A 17224-nucleotide genomic window follows, 5' to 3' on the forward strand; every position below is an offset into this window, starting at 1 on the left:
GATGAATGTCATGCAAATGTATTTAATCCACACGTTTTTCATCTAGTAATTCTGTAATATTCCCCACTTTATATCCTTGTTCCTTTAAATTTTTAATCATAGTATCTAGCGCTTCTGTTGTAGATGAAGTAGGATGCATTAGCACAATAGCACCTGGATGTATTTTTCGCATTACTCTCTGCAATAGTACACCCGGTTCTGGCCGCTTCCAATCAATTGTATCTACAGTCCACATAATCGTCCCCATTTGGAAATCATCCGCTATTTTTACTACCTCATCCCGAAAGCTTCCACTTGGCGGAGCAAACCATCTCACTTTCTGATTTGTAGCTGCTTCTATCATTCGATTCGTTTTTTGTAATTGATCTCGTATTTCATCTGTAGACAGCGTTTTCATATTAGGGTGTGTGTAAGAATGATTTCCTACTTCTTGATTTGCATCGACAATCATTTTAGCAAATCGTAAGTTTTCTTTCACCCAGCGTCCTTCTAAAAAGAAAGTCGCCTTCACATCATGTTTTTTCAATATCTCTAATATACGTGGCAAATACTCATTACCCCAGGCCACATTAATTGTTAATCCCACCATCTTTTTATTTGGATGTCCTCGATAAATGGGAGCTGGTGGTAAATCTTCTAAGTGAACACTCGGTGATACTTCCTTAAATTCAAGTTGTTTTTGATCAAACTTCTTGATTTTCTTCATATTATTATAGGACGCTTCTATATCCACTTGTTTTCCATTATACCCAGGCGTCGCCTTCCAAATCTTATCAATCATCGCATTTTGCGGCATAATCTCGTACTGTTTTACATGCTTTTGAATCTCTTCATGCAAGTTATCCTGCGCAAAAACGGAATAAAAGCCACAACCCATATATAAAGAAAATATAAATATGTACGCTAATATACGAGCTTTCATATAAACCCTCCCATTAACTATAAAAAAGAAACCATTTTCTTCTTATCTTTGTTAATTTGAGCGTTATGATGAAAACTATACCTATACTCACATAAAAATCTAAATAAATCACATTTTTTACATAACAAAAAAAGCCAGCTAAACTGGCTTTCACTTATTGTTGCTCTTGTGCGTTTTCTTCTTTAGCTGCTTCTTCTTTAGCTGCTTCTTCTTTAGCTGCTTCTTTTTCTTGCTCTTCTTTTAGCAATACTTTTCTAGATAAGTTTACACGACCTTGTTTGTCAATCTCGATAACTTTAACTGAAATCTCATCACCGATTTTCACAACGTCTTCTACCTTACCTACACGCTCAAGTGCAAGTTCAGAAATGTGAACAAGTCCATCTTTACCGCTAAATAATTCAACGAACGCACCGAATTTTTCAACGCGTTTAACTTTTCCTAAGTAGATTTCGCCTACTTGTACTTCGCGAACGATATCTTCGATAATTTTCTTCGCTTTTTCATTCATCTCTTGATTAATTGATGAAATGAATACTGTACCATCTTGCTCGATGTCAATTTTAACGCCAGTTTCTTCAATGATTTTATTGATTTGTTTACCACTTGGTCCAATAACATCACGAATTTTATCTGGGTTAATTGCCATTGTAATAATCTTCGGAGCATACGCAGATAACTCAATGCGAGGTTCAGCGATAACAGATAACATGTGATTTAGAATGTGCATACGACCAACTTTCGCTTGTTGTAATGCTTCTTCTAAAATCTCACGAGATAAACCATCGATTTTAATGTCCATTTGTAGTGCAGTTACACCTTTTGCAGTACCTGCTACTTTAAAGTCCATATCACCTAAATGGTCTTCCATTCCTTGAATATCTGTTAAAATTGTGTAATGCTCACCAGATTTCACTAGACCCATTGCAATACCAGCAACTGGTGCTTTAAGTGGTACACCCGCATCCATCATCGCTAATGTACTACCGCAAATACTTGCTTGTGAAGTAGAACCATTTGACTCTAATACTTCAGATACAAGACGAACTGTATATGGGAAATCCTTTTCAGATGGAAGTACAGGTTCAAGAGCTCGTTCTCCTAGTGCTCCGTGACCAATTTCACGACGACCTGGTCCACGCATTGGTCTTGTTTCACCAACACTAAATGAAGGGAAATTATAATGGTGCATAAAGCGTTTTGACTCTTCTACACCTAGACCATCTAAAATTTGCACATCGCCTAATGCACCTAATGTACAAATACTTAATGCTTGCGTTTGTCCACGTGTGAATAAACCAGAACCATGTGTACGAGATAAAATGCCAACCTCTGATGCTAAAGGACGAATTTCGTCACCTTTACGACCATCTGGGCGGATTTTTTCAACTGTAATAAGACGACGTACTTCTTCTTTTACAATTTTATATAAAATCTCACTTACTTGTCCTAATGTATCAGCATCAGCTTCCTCAGCTTCGTAATGCTCAATTACACGCTTTTTCACTACGCTAATTGCATCTTCACGTGCATGTTTTTCGTGCACTTGAATTGCAGAATGCATATCTGTCTCAGCCATTTCACGTACAGCTTGGTTCAAATCAGCATCCACTTCATAAAGTTTCACTGCTGTTTTCTCTTTACCGACAGCTTGTACAATCTCTTCTTGGAATGCAATTAGACGTTTAATTTCATCGTGTCCAAACATAATTGCTTCTAACATTGTTTCTTCAGGTACTTGATCCGCTCCTGCTTCAACCATGTTAATTGCATCTTTCGTACCAGCTACAACAAGGTGCATATCACTTTGTTCTTGCTGTTCTACTGTTGGATTAATAACGAACTCGCCATTAATACGACCAACTGTCGCACCTGCGATTGGACCTTCAAATGGAATATCTGAAATAGATAATGCTAATGAAGAACCAAGCATAGCTGCCATCTCAGAAGAACAATCTTGATCAACACTCATTACGATGCTGACAACTTGTACTTCATTACGGAAACCATCTGCGAAAAGTGGACGGATTGGACGGTCAATTAAACGACTTGCTAAAATTGCTTTTTCACTTGGACGGCCTTCGCGCTTAATAAAACCGCCTGGGATTTTTCCGACTGCATATAAACGCTCTTCATAGTTTACTGTAAGCGGGAAGAAATCTACATTTTTTGGCTCTTTTGATGCAGTTGCTGTAGATAGAACTGCTGTGTCGCCATATCTTACTAATACTGCTCCGTTTGCTTGTTTTGCAAGCTGACTTGTTTCAATTGTTAGCTGACGACCAGCTAAATCTATCGAGAAGACTTGCTTTTCCTGACTCATTTAAGTACCCCTCTCAATTTAAAATATTCAATTCTTCTATGTAAATGGGTAGTATATCACAATATTCTTTCCTCTAGTATTGCCGAAAATTAAGTAAGCTATAAAGAGTAGAAGATATATTTTTACCTAACAAAAAAGCGGGAATATTCCCGCTTCTTTGACTATCGACGTAAGCCAAGCTTTGTGATTAATTCACGGTAACGTGTGATATCGCTATTACGAAGGTAAGTAAGTAAGTTACGACGTTTACCAACCATCTTTAATAGACCACGACGTGAATGATGATCCTTCTTGTGAGTACGTAAGTGCTCGTTTAGAGTGTTAATTTGCTCCGTTAGGACAGCAATTTGAACCTCTGGAGAACCAGTATCAGTCTCATGAGTTCTAAATTGTGCAATGATTTCATTTTTACGCTCTTGTGTTAAAGCCATCCTATTTCACCTCCTAATAATTAAACCCCCAGTTACCTAGCAAGCATCGGTGAGTCGCAATGCCAAGTAATGGTTGTCATAAAGTACATAACATAGAATACTACTTTTCATTTGAAAAAGCAAGTATATTCTTTACGCTCGCAAAATATTCTTGGGCAACCTTTTTATCTTGAGCGATTTGCGCAACTAACTCATCAATTCCATTAAACTTTTTTTCTTCTCTTATACGCATGTGCCATTCCACTGTAACACTTTGATCGTATATGTCTTTATTAAATTCAAATAGATGCACTTCAATAGATAATTGACGCTCATTCTCTTTGAAAGTTGGTTTATATCCGATATTACATACACCATCATGCCATTCATCATGAACCTTCAACCTTACCGCATATACACCTACAGGTGGCAACAAATATTCATCACTTAAACCCACATTTGCAGTTGGGAAACCAATTTGACGTCCACGCTTATCACCGTGTACAACTGTTCCTTCTACCGTGTAAGCTCTCCCTAAAATAGATGGAATTTGTTCCATTTCACCGTTTCGAATTAACTTTCGTAATGAAGTAGAACTTACTTTTTCTTCTTGATATTCAACTTTTTCGATCACGGTCTGTGTAAACTCCCCTCTTGCATGAAATGGTAAAGTCTCCATCTTCCCTTTTCCTAAACGTCCATATGAATAATCAAAGCCTGCTACTACATGCTTTACATTTAAACCAATAATATACTCATCGACAAACTGCTGTGGTAATAATCCAGCAAATGGCTCATCGAATTTCACCACATATAAGATATCAATTCCTAAACTTGCGATGATTTCTTCTTTAAGGCGCATCGGTGTAATATACTCCACATGCGCTTCTTTTTTTCCTAATACAACAGATGGGTGTGGATGGAACGTCATGACAGCACTTTTACATCCTCTTTCATCCGCTATTTTTTTCGCTGTTCGAATCACACGTTGATGTCCTAAATGAATGCCATCAAAATATCCTAATGCCATTACAGTAGGTGGTAATTCTATTTTATTTTGTTCATGTGGATGAGTTAAATGAATAAGTTTCACGCTTGAATTCACCTTTTTCTGTAATAATCCTTCCAATAATTCATTATAGCTTTAGTTCTTGATTATTCACAAGTACTTTCATTGGCTTTAGCATTCCAGGGTGTTTTGGGTGATGTTCATAAATTGCTAAGCAACGATCATTTTTATCAAATACTGTAATAAATGGTGCTGTTGTTTCTAATTCATTCTTTAAGAACATACCGTTCTTTATTTTTTCAGCTTGCTTTTCATCTACAACCATTTTTGGAAACTTACTTAGCGCCTCATCAATTGAGATGAAAATAGACTCTACTGTTCCATTTTGCACGTTTTCTTCAATTTCTTCAAATGATATGCAATCTTCTAGTAAAAATTCACCAGATGCTGTTCTTACAAGGTGAGACATATGTGATGGAAATCCAAGTTTTTCACCTATCATTACTGCTAGTGTTCTTACATATGTTCCTTTACTACACGTTACACGGAAACGAAATGAAATATTTTCCCCTTCAAAAACTTCACGTTCATCAAGTAATACAAATTCATGAATTGTAATTGTACGAACTGGACGTTCAACTTCTTGTCCTGCCCTTGCATATTCGTATAGTTTTTTTCCGTTAACTTTTACAGCTGAGAACATCGGCGGCATTTGTTCAATTGTCCCTGTTAATTCCGCTAGTACCTCTTCTACTTCTTTACGTGTAATGACACGATTTACATCTTGTTTCTCCACAACTTCACCAGAAGCATCTTCTGTTGTTGTCGAAAATCCTAATGTCACTTCACCTTCGTATGTTTTTGTTTCACTTGTTAAAAATTGCGCAATTTTTGTTGCACGCCCAACGCAAATAGGTAATACTCCTGTTACATCTGGATCCAGTGTCCCTGTATGACCAATTCGTTTCTCACGCAATATCTTTCTTAATTTGAACACACAATCATGTGATGTCATTCCCTTTGGCTTATGTAATAATACTACACCTTCCATATACTCACCTCATCATTATTCTTTTGTAGTAATTGCAATTATGCAAAACTTATTTTACATTGAAAAAATGGATAGACAAATGTCTATCCATTATTCTTCACGTTTACCGTCTTTATTAATTTCATGTAAAAGTGTATCAATTCGATGACCATATCCGATAGACTCATCAAACTCAAAGGTAATTTCTGGTGTTTTACGAAGACGAATACGTTGGCCAATTTCTGAACGAATAAAGCCTTTTGCCTTCGCTAAACCTTTTAATGTATTTTCTTTCTGTTCTTCGTCACCTAAAACAGAAATGTATACTTTAGCAATTTGTAAATCTCCACTCACTTGTACATCTGTTACTGTAACAAATCCAATACGTGGGTCTTTAATTTTACGACTGATAATGTCGCCTAATTCTTTTTTCATTTGCTCGCCCACACGGTTCGCACGTAATTTCATAACTCTTCACCTCATTCAATACCATTCCAAATGTGTTATCGTACGTTCAATTTCAGGAAATGAATCGATATACTCAAGTACACGATTCATTTCTTTTTCACAGACAACACGATTTGAGGATACGGAAACAATTGCAATTTCTGTACGTTGCCATACATCTTGATGCCCAACTTCAGAAACAGCTACATTATAGCGCTGTTTCACACGAGTTAACACACGTTGCAAAATTGCTCGTTTCTCTTTTAAAGAATGCACATCGTAAATCATACACTCGAATGAGAGTGAAGCGATAATCATCGCTTCACTTCTTCCATAACGTATGCTTCAATGATGTCCCCTTCTTTAAGATCATTATATCTCTCAATTGTAATACCACACTCATAGTTTTGTGCAACTTCTTTTACGTCGTCTTTGAAACGTTTTAACGTATCAAGTTTTCCTTCGAAGACTACTACGCCATCACGGATAATACGAACGCCACTATCACGTGTAATTTTACCGTCTATTACGTAACAACCTGCGATTGTTCCAACTTTTGTTACTTTGAATGTTTGACGAACTTCCGCTTGACCGATTACTTTTTCTTCGAATTCTGGATCCAGCATACCTTGCATTGCTGATTCAATTTCTTCGATTACTTTATAGATAATACGGTGTAAACGAACATCAACTTTCTCTAATTCAGCTGTACGCTTCGCATTCACATCAGGGCGTACGTTAAATCCAATTACAATTGCATTAGATGCAGAAGCTAAAATAATATCAGATTCTGTAATCGCACCTACGCCTGTATGGATAATTTTTACTTTTACGCCTTCAACATCAATTTTACGAAGTGATGCTGCCATTGCTTCTACAGAACCTTGTACGTCTGCTTTCACAATTAAGTTAATTTCTTTTACATCGCCCTCTTGGATTTGTTGGAATAAATCTTCCAGGCTGAATTTAGATTTCTCACCACGTTGTGCAACTAACGCTTCTTGTGCACGTGATTCACCAATTTGACGAGCTTTCTTCTCATCAGCGAATGCCATGAAACGATCTCCCGCTTGTGGCACTTCATTTAAACCTGTAATTTCAACAGGAGTTGATGGACCAGCAACTTTTACACGACGACCAATATCACTTACCATTGCACGAACACGACCGAATGATGTTCCAACAACAATTGGATCTCCAACTCGAAGTGTACCGTTTTGAACAAGTAATGTCGCGATAGTTCCTTTACCTTTATCAAGCTGTGCTTCAATTACAGTACCAGCTGCATAGCGATTTGGATTTGCTTTATATTCTTCTACTTCACTCACAAGAAGGATCATTTCTAGTAAGTTGTCAATTCCCTCGCCTTGAATCGCAGAAATTGGTACGAAAATCGTGTCTCCGCCCCAAGCTTCTGGAACTAATTCATATTCTGTTAATTCTTGCATTACACGATCAGGATTTGCCGCTGGTTTATCCATTTTATTCACAGCAACAATAATTGGTACTCCAGCTGCTTTCGCATGGCTAATCGCTTCAACTGTTTGTGGCATAACACCGTCATCAGCTGCAACAACAAGAATTGTAATATCTGTTACTTGTGCACCACGAGCACGCATTGTTGTAAATGCCGCGTGACCTGGTGTATCTAAGAACGTAATTTTCTTATCATTTACATCAACTTGGTATGCACCGATATGCTGAGTAATTCCACCAGCTTCGCCAGCAGTTACTTTTGAATTACGGATAGAGTCAAGCAATGTTGTTTTACCATGGTCAACGTGTCCCATAATTGTAACAACAGCTGGACGTTCTTTTAAGTTTTCTTCATCATCTTGCTCATCGATGAATGTTTCAAATTCAGTTTCGCTTACAACTACTTCTTCTTCTACTTCAATACCGTAATCAGTAGCAATTAACTCAATTGTATCTTTATCTAAGTCTTGGTTAATTGTCGCCATAATTCCTAGCATGAAGAGCTTTTTAATAATTTCAGATGGCTCTTTGCTTAACTTTTTAGCAAGGTCACCTACTGTAAGGCTTCCAGAGAAAGTGATTTTATCTGGTGTTTCTACTATTGGTGTTTGTTGTCTTCCAGCAAAGTTATCTTGACGTTTATCTTCATTTGCTTTGCCTTTTTTCTTATTCTTATTGCTGTTCTTTTTACTGCGAACAACTTTCTCTTCTACTTCAAACTCATCTGCAACAGAAGGTTTTTCCGCTCCAGCGCTATATTGATTATCTAATTTGTTTACTACTTCATCTTCTAACATTGTCATATGATTCGAAACCTCGATATTCATCTCTTTTAGTTTTGTCATAAGATCTTTACTTGAGATATTATTTTTTTTTGCATATTCATGTACTCGAATTTTACTCATACCTTCACCCCCGGTAATTTGTATCGAGCATGCTACGTAGCTTTTTCGCAAAGCCTTCATCTAAAACAGCTACAACGACTCGCTCGTTTCTCCCAATCGCATGCCCTAATTGTTGTCGATTTTCGACTTTTCTCATTGGTATGTTGTAGTACGTGGTTTTATCAATGATACGTTTTGTAGTGTTCGCTGACGCATCTTCAGAAAGCAATACTAGCTTTGCTTTGCCACTTCGTACTTCTTTTAAAACGAGTTCTTCACCCGAAATAAGTTTTCGAGCGCGGTTTGCTAGTCCTAAAAATGATTTCCAATCAGACACTTATTTCGACTCCTTCTCAACAAGCTCAAGAAGCTCTTCGTACAGAGAACTGTCGATTTTCGCTTTTAGATGATGTTCCAAAATGTTTTTCTTTTGGGCTTGAATAATGCTTTCTTTATCTTTTGATAAATATGCACCTCGTCCTGATTTTTTTCCTGATAAATCAATAGACACTTCGCCCTCTTTGGAACGAACAATGCGAACTAGCTCTCGTTTTGATTTCATCTCTTGCGTCGCAATACATTTTCGTAACGGAACTTTTCGATTGCTCATACTCATCACCTCTATTCGATTTCGTCTTCAGCTGAATCGAATCCGAATGCGATTACGCTATCTTCTTCTGTCACAATACCAAGTTGTTTCGCATCAGACTCACTTTTAATATCAATTTTCCAGCCTGTTAATTTAGCTGCAAGACGCGCATTTTGTCCACGCTTACCAATCGCTAATGAAAGCTGGTGGTCTGGAACAACAACAGTTGTTGCTTTCTCTGCTTCATCTACAAGTACTTTAACAACCTGTGATGGACTTAAAGCATTTGCAACATATTCAACTGGGTCATTCGACCAGCGAACGATGTCAATCTTTTCACCTTTTAGTTCATCTACAACGCGTTGTACACGTTGTCCTTTCGGTCCTACACAAGAACCTACTGGATCAACATCGATATTCTCTGCATATACAGAAATTTTAGAACGGTCGCCTGCTTCACGTGCTACAGAGCGAATTTCTACAGTTCCATCATAAATTTCTGGAACTTCCATTTCGAATAAACGTTTTAAAAGACCAGGATGTGTACGTGATACGTAAATTTGTGGTCCTTTTGTTGTCTTTTCTACTTTTGTAATAAATACGCGAATACGATCATGTGGTTTATATTGCTCATTTGGCATTTGCTCACTTACAGGTAATAAAGCTTCTACTTTACCTAAGCTTACATAGATGAAACGAGCATCTTGGCGCTGTACAATACCAACCATAATGTCTTCTTCACGATCACTAAATTCTGAATAAATTACACCACGTTCCGCCTCACGAACTCGTTGTGTTACAACTTGTTTTGCAGTTTGCGCTGCAATACGACCAAAATCTTTTGGCGTTACTTCAATTTCTAGTACGTCACCATCTTGGTAGTTTGGATTAATTTGTCTTGCCTCTTCTACAGAGATTTCAAGACGTGGATCAAACACATTATCTACAACGTCCTTACGTGCTAAAACTTGAATTGTTCCCACTTCTGGGTTAAAGCTCACACGAACGTTTTGTGCTTGGTTAAAATTGCGTTTATAAGCAGAGATTAATGCTGCTTCAATCGCATCAATAATAATATCTTTGCTAATACCTTTTTCTGACTCTAATACGAGCAAAGCATCTAACAACTCAGTGCTCATGAAGATCCCCCTTCTTACTAAAACGTAACAGCAAGTCGCGCATTTGCAACTTTATCCATTGGAATTTGGATTTCTTTTTTACGTGTTTTAATTGTTAATAGTAGTGTAATTGTATTACCGTCGTAGGAAAGTAGCTTTCCTTCAAACATCTTCTCACCATCAATCGGCTTATATGTTTTAATTGCCACTTGTTTTCCTACCGCTTGCTGGAAGTCTTTCTCTTTCTTTAATGGACGTTCCGCTCCAGGAGATGATACATCCAAAAAGTAAAGATGAGGAATTGGATCCTCTTTATCTAAAGCTTCGCTTAAACGTTCACTTACCGCACCGCATTCTTCAATTTCGACTCCCTTTTCAGAATCGATGAATACGCGTAAGAACCAGTCTTGTCCTTCTTGCACATACTCTACATCTACAAGTTCAAGATTTAACTCTTCAACGATTGGCTGCGCAAATGCTTCTACAATTTCTGTGACTTTCTTATCCATAAACAGCCTCCTTCCTGCCGCCATGTACCATTTACAAGAAAAGATCCCGTTCATAAAGACGGTCTATCTTATTCTTTCTCGTTAGCTAACAAAAGCCCCTGCCGTTAAGCAGGGAATATCTGTCTTAGTATTACCAAATTTAAGAAGTAAAACTTGTAACAAAATATGTATATACGACAGAAATATCTTTACTATCTACATAAGCAAAATGTAGATAGTAACACGAAAGAGTGGGTTTCCCCACTCTCTTTTTCACAAAATATACATGACATGGTTATCTCGGTTTATAGTATACCATAGCAAATGTTGATTTGCAAAGATTTTTCCTACCTATTAGAACAGTGACAATTGGTTTTGATCCGGTAAATCTCCTAGACAACCTTGACCATCTAAATACTCAATAATCGTTTTAGAAACCTTACTGCGCTGCTGTAAGTCTTCTTTTGATAAGAAATCACCATTTTTACGAGCTTCAACAATACTGAAAGCTGCGTTTGTACCAAGACCGGGAACTGCATTAAATGGAGGAATTAAAGTATCCCCATCAATTATAAATTCGGTTGCATGCGAGCGGTATAAATCAACCTTTTGGAATGAATAACCACGCTCACACATTTCAAGTGTCATTTCTAGTACCGTTAATAAACTCTTCTCTTTCGGTGCTGCATCCAATCCTTTTTGTGCAATTTCATCAATTTTTACACGTATGGATGCTGAACCTTTCGCCATCGCCTCTACATCAAAGTCATCTGCACGAACTGTAAAATATGCCGCATAGAATAAAAGTGCGAAATGTACTTTAAAGTATGCAATACGTACAGCCATAAGTACGTAAGCAGCCGCATGGGCTTTAGGGAACATGTACTTAATCTTCTTACATGAATCAATATACCAACCTGGTACATTGTTATTTCTCATTTCCTCTTCCCATTCTTCTGGTACACCTTTACCTTTACGCACCGACTCCATGATTTTGAAGGCTAATGATGGATCCAAGCCTTGATAAATTAAATATACCATGATGTCATCACGACAACCGATAACTTCACTCAGTGTACACGTACCGTTATAAATTAATTCATTCGCATTACCTAACCATACATCTGTACCATGGGACAGTCCAGAAATTTGGACAAGCTCTGAAAACGTCGTTGGTTTCGTTTCTTCTAACATTTGTCTTACGAATTTCGTACCAAACTCTGGTATACCAAGTGTACCTGTTTTACAGTTAATTTGTTCTTCCGTTACCCCTAAAGACTCTGGACCAGAGAAAATTTTCATTACTTCTGGATCATCCGTTGGGATTGTTTTCGGGTCAATACCACTTAAATCTTGAAGCATACGAATAACAGTCGGATCATCGTGTCCTAATATATCAAGTTTCAATAAATTATCATGAATTGAGTGGAAGTCAAAGTGCGTTGTTCTCCACTCAGCACCTATTGAATCAGCCGGAAACTGAATTGGTGAAAAGTCAAAAATATCCATGTAATCTGGTACAACGATAATACCACCTGGATGCTGTCCGGTCGTACGCTTTACACCTGTACATCCCGCAACTAAGCGATCAATCTCTGCATTTCGAATTGTTAAGTTATGATCATTAGCATAACCTTTCACATACCCATAAGCGGTTTTTTCCGCAACCGTACCAATTGTTCCTGCGCGGTATACATAATCTTCACCGAACAGTAATTTCGTATAGTTATGGGCGCGTGGTTGGTATTCTCCGGAGAAATTCAAATCGATATCCGGTACCTTATCCCCTTTAAATCCAAGGAACGTTTCGAAAGGAATGTCATGCCCATCTTTCACATATGGAACATTACATGTTGGGCATTCTTTATCTGGTAAATCAAAACCAGAACCTACAGAACCGTCATTAAAGAACTCTGATTGTTTACACTTTGGACATACATAGTGCGGTGGTAATGGGTTTACTTCTGTAATTTCCATCATCGTTGCAACAAATGATGAACCTACCGATCCACGCGAACCTACTAGATAACCGTCCACTAACGATTTTTTCACAAGCTTATGTGAAATTAAATAAATAACGGCGAATCCATGTCCAATAATACTTTTCAATTCTTTTTCCAAACGAGCTTCTACAATTTCCGGTAGTTCATCTCCATAGATACTTCTTGCCATTATATAGCTCATATCACGTGTTTCATCATCAGCACCTTCAATTTTCGGTGTGTATAAATCATCTTTTACTGGACGAACATCACCAATTAATGACGCGATCTTGTGTGTATTTGTCACAACAATTTCTTTTGCTTTGTCTTCACCTAAGAATGAAAAACAATCTAGCATTTCATTTGTTGTACGGAAATGTACAGGCGGTAATGAATGGCGATTTAACGGATTAGCTCCTCCCTGCGAACTGACTAAAATTTTCCGATATATCGCGTCCTCTGGATCTAAATAATGCACATTCCCAGTAGCAACAACTGGCTTATCTAACGTCTCACCTAGTTTTACTAAGTTAGAAATTATTGTTTTTAACTGTCCTTCATCTCGAACGAGTTCACGTTCCACTAAATGACGTAACACTTCTGGAGGCATAACCTCAATGTAATCGTAAAACTGTGCAATTTCTTCTACTTCTTCAGGCGCTTTTTGCATCATAGCTTCAAACACTTCACCTTTGTCACAAGCTGTCCCTACTAAAATGCCTTCGCGATATTTTTTTAATAGTGATCGTGGTACACGTGGTACACGATAAAAGTAATTCAAGTGAGAATATGAAACAAGTTTATATAAGTTTTTCAACCCAACATCTGATGTGGCAAGTAACGTCATATGACTTGGACGCCCACGTTTATACGCATCCCCTTGTCCCATACTATCGTTTAGTTGATCGTGATATTCAAATCCCTTTTCAATCACATCTTTTAACATCTTCACAAGTAAATATCCCGTTGCTTCTGTATCATAAATCGCACGGTGATGTTGCGTTAATTCAATATCAAGCTTTTTACACATCGTATTTAATCGATGATTTTTCATTTCTGGGAATAAGAACCGTGCAAGTTCTAACGTATCAATAACTGGATTTTTCGTTTTTTCTATCCCAGCCTTTTTAAAACCTACGTTAATAAAGCCCATATCGAAGCTTGCGTTATGAGCAACAAGTGTATGGTCACCCATCCATTCCTCAAACTTTTTAAACACTTCGTCCACTTCTGGTGCATCAGTTAACATATCATCTGTAATACCTGTTAATTCAATAATCGTCGCCGATAATGGCTGATGAGGATTTGCGAAAGATTCAAAGCGATCAATAATTTCTCCACCTTTTATCTTTACAGCAGCTAACTCAATGACTGTATCATATACAGCAGATAACCCTGTTGTCTCAACGTCAAAGACAACATATGTTTCTTCTGCAAGTAGACGATGTGCTTCGTTATATGCTATCGGCACACCATCATTAACTAAATTTGCTTCTACACCATATAGAACTTTAACTCCAGCCTTTTTACCAGCAGAATATGCTTCTGGGAACGACTGTGCAACAGCATGGTCTGTAACTGCAATAGCCTCATGCCCCCATTTTCCGGCTTGGGCAACGAGCTTAGAAACAGAAGTAACAGCATCCATTTGGCTCATTGGAGTATGAAGATGAAGTTCTACTCTTTTTTCCCCTTCTTTTGCTTTATCTTTACGAGAAGGTCCCGTTATTTCATTTATATCATTTGCGATCATAACTAAATCACGCACGAATGTATCATTTTGAACTGAACCACGCGCTTTTACCCAAGTTCCTTTTTTCAAGGATTGTAACATCGGGATATCTTCTTTATCACGTGAGAACATCTTAATCATAATAGAGTCCGTATAGTCAGTTATCTTTAAAGTTAATAATGTACGTCCACTACGAAGTTCTTTCGTCTCTACATGGAAAACATACCCTTGAACGGTTTTTCTTCTTTCTTCATCTTGAATTTCACGCAGCGGCGTAATCTCTTCATCTGGCTTAATAAGATAACCAAGCACAACTGGTCCTTCGTGAACAACATCACTTTCTTCAGCTTGCCTTTTAGCCATCTCTTCCATAGCCTGTATAACTCGTTGACGATCTTCTTCCTGTGTTTGCTCACGAAACTTTTGCATTTCTTCTGCATTTTGCTTTATATGTGTGTCTAACTGAAAACGCGGGAATCCAAAAGCTTCGTATTGATCACCTACTGGTTTCGCAACGTTTTTCTTTAAAGTAGTAGATTCCAGCTCATTATTCACATTTAATAGCAACTTCACGCCATTGACCTGCGGAAGTTGCTTCTTTAAGTACGCGAACATAGGTGAAAATGTAATTCGTTCTGTACAAAGCGGCCAATATGCCTTCACTTCTTCTTCTGTAAATTGTTTATTCTCTGCTTCTAATGCAAATGTTGTTCTTGCAATATGAGAAAATGATTGCTTAAGCTTTGTTTCTAGCAACTCATATAATTCTGTCGGCAAAATACGTGGCACTTGTAAGTCAAAATGCCAACTTTTATTCGCTTTATCAATAACTAGCTTTTCAATACCACCGCCATGTAAATATTGATTTATAAGGTCTTCTGGTATTTGCAACTGTTGGAGCAAAATTTGAAATCGCTCTTGTTGTTCATTTGTTAATGACATAAGCACTCTCCTTCCATTTGCTATTATAAATTGAAACGTACTACAAAGAAAGATTTCTTCCTTCTTCTTTTACAAAATACGTTTACAAAGAAAGAGAAGGTACCTCATTACGAGGTACCTCTTCTTATTTTAAAATATTAGCAATATATGTTTGAAGTTCTTCTACTTTCACTTCTTCAGACTCGCCTGTAGCACGTACTTTCACTTCTACAATACCTTCGTCTGCTTTTTTACCAACTGTCACGCGAACTGGAAGGCCGAATAAATCTGCATCTGCAAATTTAACACCTGCACGTTCTGCACGATCATCTAGTAATACTTCGTATCCTTGCTCTTGTAATGAGTTATAGATATTTCCACCCATTTCACGTTGTGCATCAGATTTCATATTTACTGGAATTACATGCACATGGAACGGCGCAACAGATTTTGGCCAAACTAAACCATTCTCATCATTAAACTGCTCTGCAATTGCTGCCACTGTACGAGATACACCGATACCGTAACAACCCATAATAAGTGGTTTTGTTTTTCCGTTTTCATCTAAGAACGTTGCGTTCATTGCTTCACTATAACGAGTTCCTAATTTGAATACATGACCAACTTCAATTCCACGTGCGAAAAGAATTGTTCCATTTCCATCTGGAGATTGGTCTCCTTCTTGGATGAAGCGTAAATCTGTATATTGACTTACTTTAAAGTCACGTTCTGGATTTACATTTACATAATGGAATCCTTCTTCGTTCGCTCCTGAACATCCGTTGACAATTGATGCTACAGCATGGTCAGCGATAATTTCGATATCCCCTGTAACACCAATCGGCCCTAAAGAACCCACTTCACAGTTTAATAACTCTTTTATTTCTTCATGTGAAGCAAGCTCAACGACTGAAGCTCCGTATACATTCTTCACTTTTACATCATTGACTTCATGATCGCCACGAACAAGTACTACTACTAATTTCGCATCTACTTTAAACACCATAGATTTAATGCATTTTTCCGCTGCGATATTTAAGAATGCAGATACTTCTTCAATAGCTTTTTGATCTGGAGTTGCTACTTTTTCAAGTGCTTTTTCGGCTTCATCACTCTTCGTATACGTAGCAACAACAGGAGCCATTTCAATATTTGCCGCATAATCAGATGTATCAGAATACGCAATTGTATCTTCACCTACATCAGATAACACCATAAATTCGTGTGTATCTTTTCCACCCATTGCTCCAGAATCAGCGATAACTGCACGGAAATTCAAACCACAACGAGCAAAGATATTAGAATACGCTTTGTATAAACCGCTATATACTTCATCCAAACTTTCTTGTGTTGCATGGAAAGAATACGCATCTTTCATTAAAAATTCTCTTCCGCGTAATAAACCGAAACGTGGTCTTTGCTCATCACGGAATTTTGTTTGAATTTGATATAATGTTAATGGTAGTTTTTTGTATGATTTAATTTCATCACGTACAAGATCTGTAATTACTTCCTCATGAGTTGCCCCTAGCGCAAACTCGCGAGCATTACGATCTTTCATACGCATTAATTCTGATCCGTAAGAATACCAACGACCTGATTCTTGCCATAATTCAGAAGCTTGCATAGCTGGCATTAATAGTTCTACTGCCCCTGCGCGCTCCATTTCTTCACGAACAATACGTTCTACTTTGTGTAACACTTTTAAACCAAATGGTAGAAAACTATAAATACCAGAAGCATTTTGACGCATAAACCCTGCGCGAAGTAATAATTGATGACTCTTAATTTCAGCATCTGCTGGAACTTCACGTAATGTAGGACTGAATACCATACTTTGTTTCATTTATTCGCACCTCTTCATTTTACTCTTACACGCAATAAAACCCCTCA

The 17224-nt window shown here is 37.6% G+C and carries 14 protein-coding genes; all 14 read right to left on the reverse strand.

The window, feature by feature from the left end; genetic code table 11:
- Window positions 1-22: 22 nt before the first annotated feature.
- Entirely contained in the window at window positions 23-922 is a 900-nt protein-coding gene (locus tag JFU23_RS06910; protein ID WP_085312222.1) for a polysaccharide deacetylase family protein, read from the reverse strand.
- Window positions 923-1076: 154 nt separating this feature from the next.
- Window positions 1077-3245, reverse strand: coding sequence for a polyribonucleotide nucleotidyltransferase (gene pnp / locus JFU23_RS06915; RefSeq protein ID WP_002137924.1), 2169 nt, complete (start codon window positions 3243-3245; stop codon window positions 1077-1079).
- Between the two features lie 161 nt (window positions 3246-3406).
- Window positions 3407-3676, reverse strand: coding sequence for a 30S ribosomal protein S15 (rpsO, locus tag JFU23_RS06920; RefSeq protein ID WP_001229392.1), 270 nt, complete (start codon window positions 3674-3676; stop codon window positions 3407-3409).
- A 100-nt stretch (window positions 3677-3776) separates the two neighbouring features.
- The gene (gene ribF, locus JFU23_RS06925) at window positions 3777-4748 is read right to left on the reverse strand and encodes a bifunctional riboflavin kinase/FAD synthetase (RefSeq protein WP_002128800.1); all 972 of its coding nucleotides are present in this window, start codon (window positions 4746-4748) and stop codon (window positions 3777-3779) included.
- Between the two features lie 43 nt (window positions 4749-4791).
- The gene (gene truB, locus JFU23_RS06930; protein ID WP_002033681.1) at window positions 4792-5715 is read right to left on the reverse strand and encodes a tRNA pseudouridine(55) synthase TruB; all 924 of its coding nucleotides are present in this window, start codon (window positions 5713-5715) and stop codon (window positions 4792-4794) included.
- Window positions 5716-5805: 90 nt separating this feature from the next.
- On the reverse strand, window positions 5806-6162 hold the full coding sequence (gene rbfA / locus JFU23_RS06935) for a 30S ribosome-binding factor RbfA (protein WP_000776437.1): 357 nt from the start codon (window positions 6160-6162) through the stop codon (window positions 5806-5808).
- Between the two features lie 15 nt (window positions 6163-6177).
- Window positions 6178-6459: a DUF503 domain-containing protein gene (locus JFU23_RS06940; RefSeq protein ID WP_002088157.1), complete on the reverse strand. Its 282-nt coding sequence runs from the start codon at window positions 6457-6459 to the stop codon at window positions 6178-6180.
- On the reverse strand, window positions 6456-8522 hold the full coding sequence (gene infB, locus JFU23_RS06945) for a translation initiation factor IF-2 (protein WP_002014558.1): 2067 nt from the start codon (window positions 8520-8522) through the stop codon (window positions 6456-6458). The genes JFU23_RS06940 and infB overlap by 4 nt, the downstream gene beginning before the upstream one ends.
- Window positions 8523-8526: 4 nt before the next feature.
- Window positions 8527-8838 carry a YlxQ family RNA-binding protein gene (locus JFU23_RS06950; protein WP_201031672.1) on the reverse strand — a complete coding sequence of 104 codons (312 nt, stop codon included), beginning with the start codon at window positions 8836-8838 and terminating at the stop codon, window positions 8527-8529.
- The gene (gene rnpM / locus JFU23_RS06955; protein WP_002088161.1) at window positions 8839-9111 is read right to left on the reverse strand and encodes an RNase P modulator RnpM; all 273 of its coding nucleotides are present in this window, start codon (window positions 9109-9111) and stop codon (window positions 8839-8841) included.
- An 11-nt stretch (window positions 9112-9122) separates the two neighbouring features.
- Window positions 9123-10229, reverse strand: coding sequence for a transcription termination factor NusA (gene nusA / locus JFU23_RS06960; RefSeq protein WP_002014554.1), 1107 nt, complete (start codon window positions 10227-10229; stop codon window positions 9123-9125).
- A 17-nt stretch (window positions 10230-10246) separates the two neighbouring features.
- Window positions 10247-10717, reverse strand: a complete 471-nt coding sequence (gene rimP, locus JFU23_RS06965; protein WP_002088165.1) for a ribosome maturation factor RimP — start codon at window positions 10715-10717, stop codon at window positions 10247-10249.
- A gap of 333 nt (window positions 10718-11050) precedes the next feature.
- Window positions 11051-15352, reverse strand: coding sequence for a PolC-type DNA polymerase III (locus JFU23_RS06970; protein ID WP_060749551.1), 4302 nt, complete (start codon window positions 15350-15352; stop codon window positions 11051-11053).
- A gap of 124 nt (window positions 15353-15476) precedes the next feature.
- Complete coding sequence (locus tag JFU23_RS06975) at window positions 15477-17177, reverse strand: proline--tRNA ligase (RefSeq protein ID WP_002128803.1); 1701 nt, start codon at window positions 17175-17177, stop codon at window positions 15477-15479.
- Window positions 17178-17224 lie beyond the last annotated feature (47 nt).

The organism is Bacillus sp. TH50 (assembly GCF_016650565.1).
Taxonomy (GTDB): domain Bacteria; phylum Bacillota; class Bacilli; order Bacillales; family Bacillaceae_G; genus Bacillus_A; species Bacillus_A mycoides.